The organism is Acidisoma cellulosilyticum, assembly GCF_020621385.1.
GTDB classification, from domain to species: Bacteria; Pseudomonadota; Alphaproteobacteria; order Acetobacterales; family Acetobacteraceae; genus Acidisoma; species Acidisoma cellulosilyticum.
Genome location: NZ_JAESVA010000014.1, coordinates 117,756 through 132,187, shown reverse-complemented (window position 1 = coordinate 132,187; position 14,432 = coordinate 117,756). Strand labels below are relative to the sequence as shown.

General features: G+C 63.1%; 16 protein-coding genes. 12 read left to right on the top strand and 4 right to left on the bottom strand.

Going from position 1 to position 14,432, the window contains the following annotated elements; translation table 11 throughout:
* Positions 1-145: 145 nt before the first annotated feature.
* From ACELLULO517_RS25515 to ACELLULO517_RS25480, 8 genes are all read left to right on the top strand, one after another.
* Positions 146-1,249, top strand: a complete 1,104-nt coding sequence (locus tag ACELLULO517_RS25515; protein WP_227310274.1) for an ABC transporter ATP-binding protein — start codon at positions 146-148, stop codon at positions 1,247-1,249.
* 10 nt (positions 1,250-1,259) lie between these two features.
* Positions 1,260-2,345, top strand: coding sequence for an ABC transporter ATP-binding protein (locus tag ACELLULO517_RS25510; protein WP_227310273.1), 1,086 nt, complete (start codon positions 1,260-1,262; stop codon positions 2,343-2,345).
* Positions 2,342-3,232, top strand: a complete 891-nt coding sequence (locus ACELLULO517_RS25505) for a carbohydrate ABC transporter permease (RefSeq protein ID WP_406566299.1) — start codon at positions 2,342-2,344, stop codon at positions 3,230-3,232. Before ACELLULO517_RS25510 ends, ACELLULO517_RS25505 begins: the two co-directional genes overlap by 4 nt.
* Positions 3,232-4,035, top strand: a complete 804-nt coding sequence (locus ACELLULO517_RS25500; protein WP_227310272.1) for a carbohydrate ABC transporter permease — start codon at positions 3,232-3,234, stop codon at positions 4,033-4,035. Before ACELLULO517_RS25505 ends, ACELLULO517_RS25500 begins: the two co-directional genes overlap by 1 nt.
* 17 nt (positions 4,036-4,052) lie before the next feature.
* Entirely contained in the window at positions 4,053-4,331 is a 279-nt protein-coding gene (locus tag ACELLULO517_RS25495) for a DUF2160 domain-containing protein (protein WP_227310271.1), read from the top strand.
* 69 nt (positions 4,332-4,400) lie between these two features.
* Complete coding sequence (locus ACELLULO517_RS25490; RefSeq protein WP_406566298.1) at positions 4,401-6,158, top strand: ABC transporter substrate-binding protein; 1,758 nt, start codon at positions 4,401-4,403, stop codon at positions 6,156-6,158.
* A gap of 243 nt (positions 6,159-6,401) precedes the next feature.
* Positions 6,402-7,901, top strand: coding sequence for a glycerol kinase GlpK (gene glpK, locus ACELLULO517_RS25485; protein ID WP_227310270.1), 1,500 nt, complete (start codon positions 6,402-6,404; stop codon positions 7,899-7,901).
* A 7-nt stretch (positions 7,902-7,908) separates the two neighbouring features.
* On the top strand, positions 7,909-8,646 hold the full coding sequence (locus tag ACELLULO517_RS25480; RefSeq protein ID WP_227310269.1) for a hypothetical protein: 738 nt from the start codon (positions 7,909-7,911) through the stop codon (positions 8,644-8,646).
* On the opposite strand, the gene ACELLULO517_RS25475 is transcribed toward ACELLULO517_RS25480, so the two are convergent.
* The 4 genes from ACELLULO517_RS25475 to ACELLULO517_RS25460 form a co-directional block, all read right to left on the bottom strand.
* Positions 8,605-9,231, bottom strand: a complete 627-nt coding sequence (locus tag ACELLULO517_RS25475) for a tetratricopeptide repeat protein (RefSeq protein WP_227310268.1) — start codon at positions 9,229-9,231, stop codon at positions 8,605-8,607. The two genes, ACELLULO517_RS25480 and ACELLULO517_RS25475, sit on opposite strands and share 42 nt — an antisense overlap.
* 175 nt (positions 9,232-9,406) lie before the next feature.
* Complete coding sequence (locus ACELLULO517_RS25470; RefSeq protein ID WP_227310267.1) at positions 9,407-10,288, bottom strand: GNAT family N-acetyltransferase; 882 nt, start codon at positions 10,286-10,288, stop codon at positions 9,407-9,409.
* Positions 10,285-11,631 (bottom strand): O-antigen ligase family protein, encoded by a 1,347-nt coding sequence (locus ACELLULO517_RS25465; RefSeq protein ID WP_227310266.1) that lies wholly within the window; start codon positions 11,629-11,631, stop codon positions 10,285-10,287. Before ACELLULO517_RS25465 ends, ACELLULO517_RS25470 begins: the two co-directional genes overlap by 4 nt.
* 155 nt (positions 11,632-11,786) lie before the next feature.
* The gene (locus tag ACELLULO517_RS25460) at positions 11,787-12,155 is read right to left on the bottom strand and encodes a DUF6481 family protein (RefSeq protein WP_227310265.1); all 369 of its coding nucleotides are present in this window, start codon (positions 12,153-12,155) and stop codon (positions 11,787-11,789) included.
* Between the two features lie 236 nt (positions 12,156-12,391).
* Here ACELLULO517_RS25460 and ACELLULO517_RS25455 point away from each other — a divergent pair, with 236 nt between their 5' ends.
* The 4 genes from ACELLULO517_RS25455 to ACELLULO517_RS29085 all read left to right on the top strand — a co-directional run bounded on the left by ACELLULO517_RS25455 (position 12,392) and on the right by ACELLULO517_RS29085 (position 14,417).
* Positions 12,392-12,595, top strand: coding sequence for a cold-shock protein (locus ACELLULO517_RS25455; protein ID WP_227310264.1), 204 nt, complete (start codon positions 12,392-12,394; stop codon positions 12,593-12,595).
* A gap of 110 nt (positions 12,596-12,705) precedes the next feature.
* Positions 12,706-13,035: a hypothetical protein gene (locus tag ACELLULO517_RS25450; RefSeq protein ID WP_227310263.1), complete on the top strand. Its 330-nt coding sequence runs from the start codon at positions 12,706-12,708 to the stop codon at positions 13,033-13,035.
* Positions 13,036-13,200: 165 nt separating this feature from the next.
* Positions 13,201-14,304 carry a DNA polymerase IV gene (gene dinB / locus ACELLULO517_RS25445; RefSeq protein ID WP_227310262.1) on the top strand — a complete coding sequence of 368 codons (1,104 nt, stop codon included), beginning with the start codon at positions 13,201-13,203 and terminating at the stop codon, positions 14,302-14,304.
* A complete protein-coding gene (locus ACELLULO517_RS29085) occupies positions 14,301-14,417 on the top strand; it encodes an SDR family oxidoreductase (RefSeq protein ID WP_227310276.1) in 117 nt (38 codons plus the stop codon). Before dinB ends, ACELLULO517_RS29085 begins: the two co-directional genes overlap by 4 nt.
* Positions 14,418-14,432: the final 15 nt, after the last annotated feature.

Here is a 14,432-nt window from a genome sequence, read left to right as displayed (position 1 = left end):
ACTACCTCGTCACCCATGAATGGGTCCGATCCAGCCAGGACATCCTCTGGCGCCGATCCAAACTCGGCCTGCGTATCTCCCAGGCCGAAGCCGAGAGGATCGACCAAGCCTTGAACCAGATCATCCCGACAAGGGAGCCCGTCGCTTGAGCCTTGAATTACGCAATATCAGCCTGAAACAAGGCCAGGACGTCATCATCGATGATGTGTCACTGAATTTCGAACGCGGCACGATGAACGTTCTGCTCGGGCCCACGCTCGCCGGCAAAACGACCCTCATGCGGTTGATGGCCGGGCTTGATAAGCCCACGAGCGGCGACGTTCTGGTGGACGGCAAATCTGTCGTGCAAGTGCCGGTGCGGCGCCGCAGCGTCGCCATGGTCTATCAGCAATTCGTCAATTATCCGTCTTTGACGGTGTACGAAAACATCGCTTCGCCGCTGCGCGTTGTCGGTCTGCCGAAAGCCGAAATCGAAAAGCGCGTGCAGGAAGCCTCCAGGGTTTTACGGCTTGATCCGTTTTTGCAGCGCCTTCCCGCGCAGCTTTCGGGCGGGCAGCAGCAGCGCACGGCAATCGCCCGCGCCTTGGTGAAGCACGCGGAACTGGTATTGCTCGACGAGCCGCTCGCCAATCTCGATTACAAGCTGCGCGAGGAATTGCGGGAGGAGTTGCCGAAGCTGTTTGCCGCCACCGGCACCATTCTGGTCTATGCCACAACCGAACCGACCGAAGCTCTCCTGCTCGGCGGCACCACGGCGACCCTGTGGCAGGGCCGCGTGACGCAGAAGGGGCCGACCCCCGCCGTCTATCGCTTTCCCGCCAATATCGACGCCGCCCGCGTATTCTCGGACCCGCCGCTGAACGAATTCACGACCACACTGTCCGGCCACAAGACGACCCTGCCGGACGGACGCAGCGTGGATGCGACCGCGCTGCTGCCGAACCTGGCCGACGGAACCTATCGCATCGGCTTCCGGGTGGAGGATGCAAAGCTCGGCCCCATCTCCGGCGCGCCGCTGACCTTTGCGGGCAAGGTGGCCGTGACGGAAATCAGCGGGTCCGAAAGTTTCGTGCATCTGGATATCGGGACGGCCACCTGGGTCAGCCTCGTGCTCGGCGTGCATGATTGGAAGCCGGGCGCGCCTGCCGAAATTCGTATCGACCCAGCGCGCATCTTCGTCTTCGACGCGAGCGGCAAACTGGTTCGTGCCCCCGAAGCGCGCGCGACCCGCGCCGCTGTCTTGGTCTGAGGAGGCAATCATGGCCAGCATCACCCTCGACCATATTGCCCATGCCTATCCCGGTGCGCCAGGCGCGGCACCGCATTACGCGCTGAAGCCGATCAACCATGTCTGGCAGAATGGACGCGCCTATGCACTGCTCGGCCCTTCCGGCTGCGGCAAGACGACGCTGCTAAATATCATTTCGGGCCTTGTCATCCCGTCCGAGGGGCGGCTGCTATTTGATACGGCGGATGTCACCCGCCTGCCGACCGAGAAGCGCAATATCGCGCAGGTTTTCCAGTTCCCGGTCATCTACGACACCATGACGGTGGCCGAAAACCTCGCCTTCCCGCTGAAGAATCGCGGCATGGAAAAGGGCGCCATCAAACGCCGCGTGGACGAGATTGCCGAACTCCTGGACCTGAAGCCGGTTCTGGGCCGCCGTGCGCGCGGGCTGACAGCGGACGCCAAGCAGAAGATCTCGCTCGGGCGCGGCCTGGTGCGGTCCGATGTCTCCGCCGTTTTGTTCGATGAACCGCTGACGGTGATCGACCCGGCGCTGAAATGGGAATTGCGCTCCAAACTCAAATCCGTCCATCAGGCGCTGGACCTGCTGATGATCTATGTGACGCATGATCAGGTCGAGGCGCTGACCTTCGCCGATGAAGTCGTCGTCATGAAGGACGGCGCGGTCTTGCAGATCGGCACGCCGGCCGAATTGTTCGAGCGCCCGGCCCATAGTTTCGTGGGCTATTTCATCGGCAGTCCGGGCATGAACTTTCTGCCCGCGACCGTCGCGGGACACGAAGCCAATGTGGCCGGCACCGTGTTCGATCTCGGCGCGCGCTACGCGACTCCCGCGAATGCCGGAAAAATCGAAATCGGCTTCCGGCCGGATTACGCGACCTTGCATGAAACGGGTGGCATTCCCGTGCGCGTGCTGAAGGTGGAAGACCTCGGCCGCCGTCGCCTGGCCCGCATCTCCGTCGGTGGGCAGGAAGCGATCGCGACCTTGGCGCATGAAGCCGATCTTTCGCCCGGCGACACTGCCGGCCTGATTATCGAGCCCGGGCATTTGCATCTTTTCGTGGACGACCTTCGTGTCGAGGGAGAGCGCGCATGATGGACAAACCATGGAATAACCGGGCCTGGCTTTTTGTCGTGCCGGTTCTGGTCGTCGTTCTGTTCTCATCATTGATCCCGATGATGACGGTCGTGAACTATTCCGTGCAGGACACGATGGGCCAGAACAACTTCTTCTGGAACGGCGTCGCCTGGTTTCAGGGTCTGCTGGACCCCACGAGCGATATCGGCGGCCGGTTTGCCAGCGCCCTGGTGCGCAACCTGATCTTTTCGATCGTCATCCTTTGTCTGGAACTGCCGCTGGGCATCGCCGTCGCCCTTTGCATCCCGAAACAGGGCTGGAAAGTCGGCGCCAGCCTGGTTCTGATCGCCCTGCCGCTGCTGATCCCCTGGACGGTCGTCGGCACCATCTGGCAGATTTTCGCCCGCCAGGATATCGGGCTTCTGGGTGCGGCGCTCAACGCCATCGGCATCCACTACAATGATACGCAGGACCCGACCTCGGCCTGGGCGACCATCGTGATCATGGATGTCTGGCATTGGACGGGGATGATCGCGCTGCTGTCCTATGCCGGCCTGAAGGCCATTCCCGATGCCTTCTATCAGGCCGCGCGAATCGACGGCGCCAGCCGCTGGTCCGTCTTCCGCAATATCGAATTGCCGAAGCTGCAAAAGGTTCTGGTAATCGCCGTGCTGCTGCGCTTCATGGAAAGTTTCATGATCTACACGGAACCGTCCGTCGTGACGGGTGGCGGCCCCGGTGAGGCGACCAGCTTCCTGTCCCTCGATCTCGTCAAGATCGCGCTGGGGCAGGTCGATCTCGGCAATGCGGCCGCCATGTCGATCGTCTATTACTTGATCACGCTGACGATCTGCTACGTCTTCTTCACGATCATGACCCAGCTTGACCAGAGAAAGGGTGTGTGATGCGCATCCAACCCCGCACCATCACCATCACCGCCTATCTGCTGCTTTTATTCCTGCCGATCTATTGGCTGGTGAATATGAGCTTCAAGACCAATGCCGAAATCACCGGCCATCTCAGCTTCTGGCCGCACCATCCGACCTTGATGAACTATGCCCATATCTTCTTCGATCCCGTGTGGCGCGGCGGCTTTATCCACTCGCTCACCTATGTCTGCCTGAATACCGTCATCTCGGTGAGCTTGGCCCTGCCCGCCGCCTATGCGTTCAGCCGCTTCCGCTTCATCGGCGACAAGCATCTGTTCTTCTGGCTATTGTCGAACCTGATGGCGCCGCCCGCCGTTTTTGCCATGCCCTTCTTCAACCTCTATTATTCCGTCGGGCTTTTCGATACGGTCTGGGCGGTGGCGCTTGCTCATTGCCTGTTCAATGTTCCTCTCGCGGTCTGGATTCTGGAAGGCTTCATTTCCGGCATTCCGCGTGAGATCGACGAGACGGCGGCGCTGGACGGCTATTCCTTCCCGCGCTTCTTCGTGAAAATATTTCTGCCGCTGATCGCCAATGGCATCGGCGTCGCTGCCTTCTTCTGCTTCATGTTTTCCTGGGTCGAGCAGTTGCTGGCAACGACGCTGACGACGATCCATGCCAAGCCGATCGTATCCGTCATGACGCAGGTCTATTCGGCGGCCGGCATGGATTGGGGACTTTTGTCGGCGGCCGGCGTGCTGACCATGATCCCCGGCGCGATCGTCATCTGGTTCGTGCGCAACCACATCGCCAAGGGCTTCGCCCTCGGGCGGGTATAGGTCAGGGGAGAAGGACGATGTTCGGTTGGATGGCATGGACCCCTGCCACGGCAGGCTTCTTCGCGGTGATCTTTGTCTGTCTGGTGATCCTGACGCTGCTGGCGGTCTATCGGCCGGAAACGCCGAAGCGCGGCATATTGGGGTTCCCGACAACCAGAGGCGACCGCTTTTTCGTATCGCTCATCGGTAGTGCGATCATCTTCGTGCTGTGGATCAGGATCACAGGTGGGGACAATCTCTACTACCCGACGGGGATCTCGCTTCTCTATGGGGTGGCGATGTTCCGTTTCGCGTAAATAATAAGCCGGGACCAACGACCCTGCATGATGGCATGCCGGGCACCGGCAGAAGAGGAGACAAGAAACGTGAAAAGAAGAGACGTCCTCAAAAGCGGCGCGGCGGCAGCCGCCAGTGCCGCGATCCTGACCCATACGACGCCATCCCACGCCCAGGCGATGGATGCGGCCAAGAAGTGGGTGGACAATGAATTCCAGCCCTCGACCCTGAGCAAAGATGCCCAGATGGCCGAGATGGAATGGTTCATCAACGCGGCTAAGCCCTTCGCGGGCATGCAGGTCAATTGCGTTTCCGAAATCCTCAATATCCATCAGTACGAATCCAAGGTTTTGACCAAGGCCTTCGCCGAGATCACCGGCATCAAGGTCAATCACGACCTGATGGATGAAGGTCTTTTGGTCGATAAGATCGAAGTCGAGATGCAGTCCGGCCATCCGATCTATGATTTCTGGATGAATGATTCGGACTTCATCGGCACGCATCCGCGCTACAACGACATCGTCGACGGTTCGCTGACCGATTTCATGGCGAATAACGGCAAGGACGTCACCAACCCCAATCTGGACCTGAAGGATTTCGTCGGTCTGTCCTTCGGCACCTTCACGGACGGCAAGCTGTATCAGCTGCCCGATCAGCAATTCGCGAACCTCTATTGGTTCCGGTATGACTGGTTCAAGCGTCCGGAACTGAAGGCGCAGTTCAAGGCGAAGTTCGGCTATGAGCTGGGCGTGCCGGTGAACTGGTCCGCCTACGAGGATATCGCGGATTTCTTCACCAATGACGTGAAGGAAATCGACGGTGTGCGCGTCTACGGCCATATGGATTACGGCAAGAAGGACCCGTCGCTCGGCTGGCGCTTCACGGACGCCTGGCTGTCGATGGCCGGTGCGGGTGACCGCGGGTTGCCGAACGGTTTGCCGGTCGATGAATGGGGTATCCGCAACGTGGACGGTCGGCCGCGCGGCTCCTCCATCACGCGCGGCGGTGACGCCAACGGCCCGGCGGCGGTCTATGCGCTGAGCAAATATGTCGAGTGGCTGAAGAAGTACGCGCCGCCGGAAGCGGCCGGCATGGACTTCCTGGAAGCCGGGCCGGTGCCGGGCCAGGGCCATATCGCGCAGCAGATCTTCTGGTACACGACCTTCTCCGCGACCATGAACCAGCCCGGCTCGCCGATGATGAATTCGGACGGCACGCCGAAATGGCGCATGGCGCCGTCTCCGCATGGGCCTTACTGGAAAGAGGGCATGAAGCTCGGCTACCAGGATTGCGGCTGCTGGACGATGCTGAAATACGCGCCGATGGAGAAGGTCAAGGCCGGCTGGCTTTATGCCCAGTTCAGCGTGTCCAAGACCATCAGCCTGAAGAAATCGCTGACCACGCAGCATCTGATCCGCAAGAGCGATATCGACGCGGACGCGATGACGCAGGCGGCGCCCAGCATGGGCGGCCTTGTCGAATTCTATCGCGGCCCGGCGGTGAAGCAGTGGACCCCGACCGGCGTCAACGTGCCCGACTACGGCAAGATGGCGCAGGTCTGGTGGCAGAACGTGTCCAACGCCATCGCGGGTTCGGTGACCCCGCAACAGGCGATGGACGGGCTGGCGCGCGATCAGGATGCGATCATGACCCGCATCCAGCGTTCCGGCGTGCAGGGCGATCGCGGCCCGCTGATGAACAAGCCGCAATCGGCCGAATACTGGTATCAGCAGGCTGAGAAGGACGGCAACCTTGCCCCGCAGCGCAAGCTTGCGAATGAGAAGCCGCCGGGCCAGACGGTGGATTACGATGAGCTGATCAAGAGCTGGCAGCCCGCGACGAAATAAGACGCTTACTGCTAGACTTCGCCTTGCCTAACCGGGAAGGGGCCGAACACCCCTTCCCACCTGACGTTTGAGTAGATCCCGGTCAGATGAAGGCATCTGATTTTCGTCATCCCGGGCCTTGTGCCGGGGATCCAGTTCTCGCGGCGCCTATACCTATGGATCCCCGGCACAAGGCCGGGGATGACCTGTTTTTGGGCGATGATTTGGGCTGGTGTTGACAGACTCTGGAGACGGATGCCGCCCATGCCATCGCACATATTGGTCATCGACCAAGGCACCACCTCGACCCGCGCCATCGTCTTCGATGCGGCCATGAAGCCCGTCGCGAGCGCGCAGGAAGAATTCCCACAGATTTTCCCTCATCCCGGCTGGGTTGAGCACAATCCCGAGACGCTATGGGCGACGACGCTTGGCACCGCGCGCGCGGCCATCGCCGAAGCGGGCCTGACGGCCAGCGATATCGCCGGCCTCGGCATCGCCAATCAGCGCGAGACGGCGTTGATCTGGGACCGCGCAACCGGCCGCCCCATCGCCAATGCCATCGTCTGGCAGGACCGCCGCACGGCGGAGTTCTGCGAGCAGTTGGAGACGGACGGCGCCGGCCCGCTGGTGGCCGAACGCACCGGGCTGCGTCTGGACCCTTATTTCTCGGCCACCAAAATCGCCTGGTTGCTGGATCATGTGCCGGGCGCCCGCGCCCAGGCGGAGGACGGCAAGCTTGCCTTCGGCACGGTCGATACCTTTCTGCTCTGGCGCCTGACCGGCGGGCAGGTTCATGCGACCGACGCAACCAATGCATCCCGCACGCTGCTGTGTGATATCCGCACCGGCATTTGGGACCAGGACCTGCTGAAACTATTCAATATCCCTGGCAGTCTGCTGCCGGAGATCCGCGATTGCGCCGGCCATTTCGGCACCACGCAGCCAGATTTCTTCGGCGGTCCCATCGCCATTCGCGGCATTGCCGGCGACCAGCAGGCGGCCTTGATCGGCCAAGGCTGCTTCACGCCCGGCACGGTGAAGGCGACCTATGGCACCGGCGGTTTCGTGCTGCTCAATATCGGCGACAAGCCCAAACAATCCCGCCACCGGTTGCTGACGACCATTGCCTGGGCCCGCGGTGGGGAGCGCGCCTATGCGCTGGAGGGCTCCATCTTTTCGGCCGGGGCCAGCGTGCAATGGCTGCGCGACGGGCTGGGCCTGGTCGAGAACTCGGCCGAGACCGGACGGCTGGCCGAGGCCGCCGACCCCGGACAATCCGTCTATCTGGTGCCGGCCTTCACCGGCCTCGGCGCGCCGCATTGGAACAGCCACGCGCGCGCCCTTGTCAGCGGCATCAGCCGCGGCACGACGAAGCGGGAACTGGCGCGCGCCGTGCTGGAAAGCATCGGCTATCAGACGCGCGATCTGCTGCAGGCGATGCTGGCCGATTACGGCGAGCCGATCGAGGATCTGGCCTTCCGCGTCGACGGCGGCATGTCGGCCAGCGACTGGACGATGCAGTTCCTGGCGGACATGCTGGGCCATGCGGTGGAACGCCCGGAATTTCGGGAAACGACGGCCATGGGGGCGGCCTATCTGGCCGGTCTGGATGCCGGGCTTTATCCCGAACCGGCGGAATTCGCCCGCAGCCGCGCGGTGGACCGCCGCTTTACGCCCGGTCTGGACGAGGCGACGCGGGCCGCGAAATATCGTGGCTGGCTGCATGCCGTGAAGCTTGCCACCTTGCCCGAAGACGGCTGAGCCGCCCATGCGGGTCCTATTCCGCTGCGATCCGGCGCTGATCGACCATCTGCCGCGCCCCGTGCCGGCCCGACAGTCCTTGCCCGATTGGCTGAAAACAATGCCGCGCCATGCGGTTTCGGACATGCATGGCGAGGCGGTGCGCACCGTCAAACACTGCCCGCCTTTCGTTGACGCGATGAGCCATGGCTTCACCATCCCGCTGCCTTGCGATGTCATGGTCGAACAAGGGCAGATGACCTGGCATTGGGATCTGCCGGGGCTGGCCGCCCAGCATCACCCCAAAAGCCCGATCAGCTTTCACCACCCGGCCCAGGTTGAGGGCACACCGCTTTGGTCGCCCGATCAGGTCATCGTCAAATTCAACAGTTTCTGGACCGTCGAACTGCCGGACAAATTTTCACTGTTCGCCATGCACCCGGCGAACCGCGCCGATCTGCCCTTTCGGCTGCTGTCGGGCCTGGTCGATGCCGACCGCTTTCATGATGTCGGCATCCTGTTCCCCGCCGTCTGGCTGGACCCGGATTTTTCCGGAACCCTGCCGCGCGGCACGCCCATCGCCCAATGCATCCCCGTGCAGCGGGAGGCTTTCAGTCTCGACTACGCGCCGATGACCAAGGCCGAGACAGCCCAGTATGATGAGACAGCGCAGAAGCTTTTGACGCAGAGCGGGGTCTATCGGAAAGATTTCCGGGCCGCCCGATCAGGCGGCGGCACGGCTGTCGAGGACAGCGCGGAGGGCTGAGGGGCGCAGCCACAGCGCGCCCGTGGGGGCCGCGATCAGCGCCTGGGCGATACGGCCGAAACTGTCAGGCCGCAGGCGATAGGAAGCCGCATAGGCATCCATCGCAGGCGCCATCTCCCCCGCCCCCTGCCAGGCCACACCGGCATTGAAGGCGGCCTCATGGAAATCAGGCTTGAGGGCAAAAGCCCGTTCGAAAGCCGCAGCAGCCTCCGCGCATGCGGCACAATCCTGGAGCGCGAGGCCGAGGCTATACCAGGCCGGGGCGAAACCGGGGTCCTGCGCCACCGCGCGACGGAACGCTGACATCGCCGCGTCCCGCTGGCCGAGTTGGGCGAACGCCTGGCCGCCCTGATGCAGCATGGCCGGGGTCGCGGAAGCCGCGCGGACCGCGCGCAGCAATGTCAGCGCCGCGGCCTGAGACTGCCCACGGTCCCGCAGCACGGACGCCAAAGCCAGCCAGCCGGGCGCGAAGTCCGGAAAAGCGTCCAGGGCGGGCAGCAACCTCGCGGCCGCCGGGTCGCCTTTCGCCAGCGCCTGGATGGCGGCGCGAAACAGCGGTGCGGGGTCTTGGCTCGTCTCGGCCATTGGCTCTCCCTTCTTCCGAGGAAGCTTAGAGATTGTCGGGTTGAAATATAATCCCTGCGCGGACCTACCCGATTCGACGCCCGGCCGGCTGATCGCTTGCTCTGCCGGGTAGATGCGCGGCATGAAGCCGCGCACCACAGGTTTTGGCAGCGTTTCCGATTAAATCTAACAGATCCTAGCCGATCGTCTTCGTGAAGAACGTCCGGTCATGGTGGTTCGGGTAGGATTCGAGCCGCCCGAAGGGCACAAAACCGTGACGCGGGTAGAAATCCGGCGCCTGGAAGCTGAAGGTGTCGAGCCAGATGCCCCGCGCGCCGATGGAGCGCGCCTCATCCTCGGCCAGCGCCAGAAGCTGCGTGCCGATGCCTTGGCCGCGCAGACTATCGGGTACAAACAGCAACCCGACATAGAGCCAGTCGTAATAGCTGCGCGCCCAAAGTCCGCCGATGACGGTCTCCGCCTCATTCGTCAACACAAAGGCATGCCGACGCTCGGGCCATTCGCCGCCGCCCAGTTGGCTGTCGTTGAAGGCGTTGAGCGCCGTGCCGATGGCCTCGCGGTCGTGCAGCGAGGGGTTGGGGATGTCCTCCACCAGCGGGTGCGATGCAATCGGCGGTGGCGCTGTATCGTCGAGGCGCTTCTGGAGGAAGAAGCGCTGATGCCCCACCGGGTAGTCGGCGATCTCTCCGAACACCACATAGCCGCGCTTTTCGTAGAAGCCGCGCGCCTGAAAGCTGAACGTGTCCAGCCAGACGCCGACCGCGCCCCATGACCGCGCGCGCGCTTCCGCCATGGCGAGCAGCACCGAACCCAAATCCTGGCCGCGCAGATCGGACGGGATAAAGATCAGTTCGATGAACAGCCAATCGTAATAGAACCGGCCCCAAAGCCCGCCGCGCACTGCCCCATCCGGCCCGCGAATGGCAAGGCAGAGTTTTTCCTCCGGCCAATGCCGATCCCCGGCGCGCGGGTCGCTGAACGCATCCAAGGGGTCCAGGATGGCCTGGCGGTGGCCCTCGGTCGGCTGATCGATACGGGTGATGCGCGATGTGATCATATTTTTCTTCTGCCTGAGACCAGGCCGTTTTGCCAGTCCTCGCCCCGCGCGAAGACCGCCGAGACCCAGGCGAACATAAGGCTCGCCGTCGTCGCGATCAGGGTATTGTCGGTCGCCGAATGCAGCGCGAAGGCCAGGAAGACGAGGCGCATGACCCAGGCCTCCGGCCGCCCGATACGCTGCGCCGCCTGCCTCAGCCAGAGGATGAACAGCAAGACGAGCAGTGTCAGGCCCAGCGCCCCACCCTCCACCGCGATGCGCAGATATTCGTCATGGGCGGCGTTGGTGCCGAGCAGCCGCCATAGCAGCGTGCCGAGCGGCACCAGGATCTTGCCGGTGCCGGTGCCCCAGCCCAGCCAGGGCGAGCGCAGGAAAGCCGCCTCATAGACCGGCCAGATGAGCATGCGATGGCTGAGGCCGATCATATCGCCCTGGCGGGCGAGCGACAGCAGCCGCACGAAGCCGAGCATGGGCGCGGCCAGCACGGCCGCCGCCGGCGCGAGCAGGATCAGCAGCAGCACCGGAACGCGGCTCGACCAGCGCCAGGCCGGCTGTGGCAAGGTGAGGGTCACGAGCAGGATCAGCCCCAGCGCGATCGCCAGCGGTGCCCGCGCGCCCGTCGCCAGCATCACCAGGATATCGACCGCCAGCAGCACCAGAAGGCCACGCCGGGGCCGGCGCGCCTGTTCCACCAGCAGGGCATAGAGGCTGATCAGCGTGAAGCCGGCGAGGAAGGCCGGATGGGTGGAGGCGCCCAGGCGCAGCGCGCCGTCCTCGACGCTATAAAGCGGCCGCAGGCCGGCGCCCGCCAGACAGCAACCGAAGCCCAGAATGATGAAGGGGCTGGCGATGACGGTGCGGATGACCAGTCGGCACCAGAGAGGCGGAAGCCGCGCGAAGGAAAAGGCAAAGGGCGCGACCGAGCCGATAAGGCTGCGCAGCGAATCGGTCCAGATCAGTCCCGGCCAGACACCATGCGCATAGCCCGCCGCCCACATGACCGGGAAAGCCAAGGCAGGATTGTAGCGGTCCCACCGCGCACCGTAGCGAAACAGACAAAAGACCAGAAGGAGAAGCCCGGCCGCCTTGTCGCTGGCGATGATCGCCGACCCGGCGCCGATGATATCGCCCAGCCACATGTCCGGGCAGGTGGCGAGTGCCGCCAGCCATAGCGCCACCGCCTGGGCGGGAAAGCGCGCGGCGAGCGCAAGCAGCAGCACGACCGGGGCGGTCGGCAAAAGCGCGGGGAGGAGGATTTGCGGTGTGAACCAGGCCAGCACCAGTCCGGCCAGCGCGGAGAGGCAAGCCAGACCGGGCCAAAAGGCAGGCAGATACAATTTCATTACGAAATAGTATCATACACAGCCAAGTAATGACGAGGCTTTAGAGAATGGATCCCGTCGCTATCTTGAAAAAACAGATAGCTAAGGGATTTTCTTCATATGGATGGTCCGGGGAGGGCCGCGCGAGCGCAACCCTTATCCACAGACCGGCAAGGTTAGCGGCGACGCAGCTTACGGGCGGCGTAGCGGGCGTCGCGCGCTTCCTTCTGCTTCGTCTTCAGCTCTTCCTCGGCCAAAATAGCCGCTTCGGCCGCCAGCCGCTCAGCTTCCAGGCGCTCGACTTCCTCAGCCACACGACGGAGCTCTTCCTCGGCTTCGCGGGCCAGTCTTTCCTGGCGGCGAACTTCGCGCTCGGCATCGCGGATGGCGCGCGCCTCGGCGATCTGCTTGCGCTCGTCGGCAAGGGCGACCAACCGGGGATGGTCGGCGGCGGGCCGCGCCTTGAATTTTTCCAACAGGGACTCTTTGGCCTTCAGAGCCGCGTCGCGACGGTCATTAAAGCTATTTGTCTTGAAGCCAGCCATACTCTCTCTCTCTAGCGCCAACAAAGGTCCTGGTCACAACAACCGGAGCCTTGCAGTCGTCGGTTTTCGTGCGTGCCGCTTCTTACACTGTCTAAACCAGAGTGGAAGCTCACTTTTGTGACGGGGGAGGTCCGCGTTCATGAGGCATCTATTACGTATCGCCCTCAAAACTGGGGTAGCCGTCCGCGCAAGGCGAGGTTATTTCTTCGTTTCTGCAACTCTGAGAGTAGGCTGTCATGTCGAGTGGTACGGTTAAGTGGTTCAATATGGAGAAGGGCTACGGCTTCATTACGCCCAACGAAGGCGGCAAGGATGTGTTCCTTCATATCACGGCGGTCCAGGTGGCCGGCCTCAAGAGCGTGACCGAGGGTGACCGGGTCAGCTACGACATCATTACCGAGCGCGGCAAGCAGGCTGCTTCCAACCTCGAAAAGCTCTGACTGAGCCAACCGCCCTGGGGGAAACCCCAAGGGCGGTTTTCTTTTTGCGATCCGCCGCCACTTCCCCTGCGGGCGGACTGTCATCCGCCCATCCTCAACGGAGAGACGGAATGAAAACCGGTTTGTCTTTGTGCGGTATCGTCACCACACTGATGCTGATGGGTGCGGGCACCGCGATGGCGACCCCCAGCCTGCCTGCCTGCGACAGCCCCGAGGCACGCAGCGGCATCGACCTGGCGCTCAAAAAATCCAATGCGCCCTTTACCGTCACCGGTCTGGCCGGCATCACGACGGATAAGCAGAGCGACAGCGGCATCGCCTGCATCGCCATCGCAACGCTGTCGACCGGCGCCCATCAGCCCATCGGCTATAAATTCCGCATCAACAACGGCAAACTTCAGAGCTGGGCCGGCCTTTTCGTCATGAAGGGGTCGAAGTAACCCCGTCCGTCATGCGCGCAGGGTGCCAGGCTTGGCGCGCTGCGCGGGTGACGGGTGGTGTTTCCGGCGCCCTGCCGAGCGTCAGGGCCAGGTAGGCGATCGAGGCTATCGCCGCCGATCGCCACGATGTTCCTTGTTTGTTCGGTTCATGCTAACCTGCGGATTATGACGGCCGCGCAGATCCGGAAAATTATCCATGTCGACATGGACGCTTTCTATGCGTCCGTCGAACAGCGCGACAATCCGGAGCTGAGAGGGCGCCCGGTCGCCGTCGGCTACGGCGCGCAACGCGGCGTGGTCGCCGCCGCCAGCTACGAGGCGCGTGTCTTCGGGGTGCGCTCTGCCATGCCCTCGACCATCGCCATGCGCCGATGTGAAGACCTGATCTTCGTGCCGCCGCGCTTTGACGTCTACCGCGCCGTATCGCAGCAGATCCACGCGATCTTTGCCGCCTATACCCCGCTGATCGAGCCGCTGTCCCTTGACGAGGCCTATCTGGACGTCACCGCCAATCAACGAAACCTGCCTACGGCCTGGGTGACGGCCAGGGAGATCCGGCGCCGCATCCTGGAGGAGACCGGCCTGACGGCCTCGGCCGGAATCTCCTACAACAAGTTTCTGGCCAAGCTCGCCTCCGATCACCGCAAACCCAATGGGCAATTCGCGGTGACGCCGGAGATGGGAGAGACCTGGGTGGAGCCGCTGCCGATTGCCAAATTCCATGGCGTCGGCCCCGTGACGGCGGCAAAGATGGAGCGCCTGGGCATTGCGACCGGGGCGGACCTGCGGGCCAAGTCCCTCGGCTTCCTGACCCAGCATTTCGGGCGCGCGGGGCCCTGGTATTACGGCATCGCCCGCGGCCAGGATGACCGCAGCGTCAATCCCAATCGGGCGCGCAAATCCTCCGGCGCCGAGACGACATTTCAAACCGACTTGATCGACCCCGCTGCCATCGAAGCCGGCGTCCTGGCCATGGCGGACGACGTCTGGGCCTGGTGCGACAAAACCGGTGCCCGCGGCATGACCGCAACCGTCAAGATCAAGTGGCGCGATTTCCGCATCGCGACCCGCAGCAAGACCGCTGCCGAAGCGATTTCATCCCAGGACAATCTTCGCCAGATGAGCCTCGCTCTGATCCGATCGACCTATCCGCTGCGCTTGCCCATTCGGCTGGTCGGCGTCACCGTCTCAAACTTCGGCACTGCCACCGAAGCCGGCCATGCGCCGCCCAGGCAGGAGGCCAGTTTGTTCGACCTCCAGTCCGGCTGAAGCGCCACGCGCGGCCGGACGAGGTCGCCAAGGCCGCGCTGTTTCTCGCTTCCTCCGTGAGCCGCTATACCACCGGGCAAACCCATGTCGTCGACGGCGGCCTGGGCAGCTAGGCCAAGTCGATGGAG

Excerpts from the sequence above, each read along its gene's own strand:
- ACELLULO517_RS25475 (WP_227310268.1), bottom strand. The coding sequence starts at position 9,231 with ATGGCCGAGACGAGCCAAGACCCCGCACCGCTGTTTCGCGCCGCCATC.
- ACELLULO517_RS25505 (WP_406566299.1), top strand. The coding sequence starts at position 2,342 with ATGATGGACAAACCATGGAATAACCGGGCCTGGCTTTTTGTCGTGCCG.
- ACELLULO517_RS25450 (WP_227310263.1), top strand. The coding sequence starts at position 12,706 with ATGAAAACCGGTTTGTCTTTGTGCGGTATCGTCACCACACTGATGCTG.
- ACELLULO517_RS25470 (WP_227310267.1), bottom strand. The coding sequence starts at position 10,288 with ATGATCACATCGCGCATCACCCGTATCGATCAGCCGACCGAGGGCCAC.
- glpK (WP_227310270.1), top strand. The coding sequence starts at position 6,402 with ATGCCATCGCACATATTGGTCATCGACCAAGGCACCACCTCGACCCGC.
- ACELLULO517_RS25480 (WP_227310269.1), top strand. The coding sequence starts at position 7,909 with ATGCGGGTCCTATTCCGCTGCGATCCGGCGCTGATCGACCATCTGCCG.
- ACELLULO517_RS25510 (WP_227310273.1), top strand. The coding sequence starts at position 1,260 with ATGGCCAGCATCACCCTCGACCATATTGCCCATGCCTATCCCGGTGCG.
- ACELLULO517_RS25465 (WP_227310266.1), bottom strand. The coding sequence starts at position 11,631 with ATGAAATTGTATCTGCCTGCCTTTTGGCCCGGTCTGGCTTGCCTCTCC.
- ACELLULO517_RS25455 (WP_227310264.1), top strand. The coding sequence starts at position 12,392 with ATGTCGAGTGGTACGGTTAAGTGGTTCAATATGGAGAAGGGCTACGGC.
- ACELLULO517_RS25460 (WP_227310265.1), bottom strand. The coding sequence starts at position 12,155 with ATGGCTGGCTTCAAGACAAATAGCTTTAATGACCGTCGCGACGCGGCT.
- dinB (WP_227310262.1), top strand. The coding sequence starts at position 13,201 with ATGACGGCCGCGCAGATCCGGAAAATTATCCATGTCGACATGGACGCT.
- ACELLULO517_RS25495 (WP_227310271.1), top strand. The coding sequence starts at position 4,053 with ATGTTCGGTTGGATGGCATGGACCCCTGCCACGGCAGGCTTCTTCGCG.
- ACELLULO517_RS25500 (WP_227310272.1), top strand. The coding sequence starts at position 3,232 with ATGCGCATCCAACCCCGCACCATCACCATCACCGCCTATCTGCTGCTT.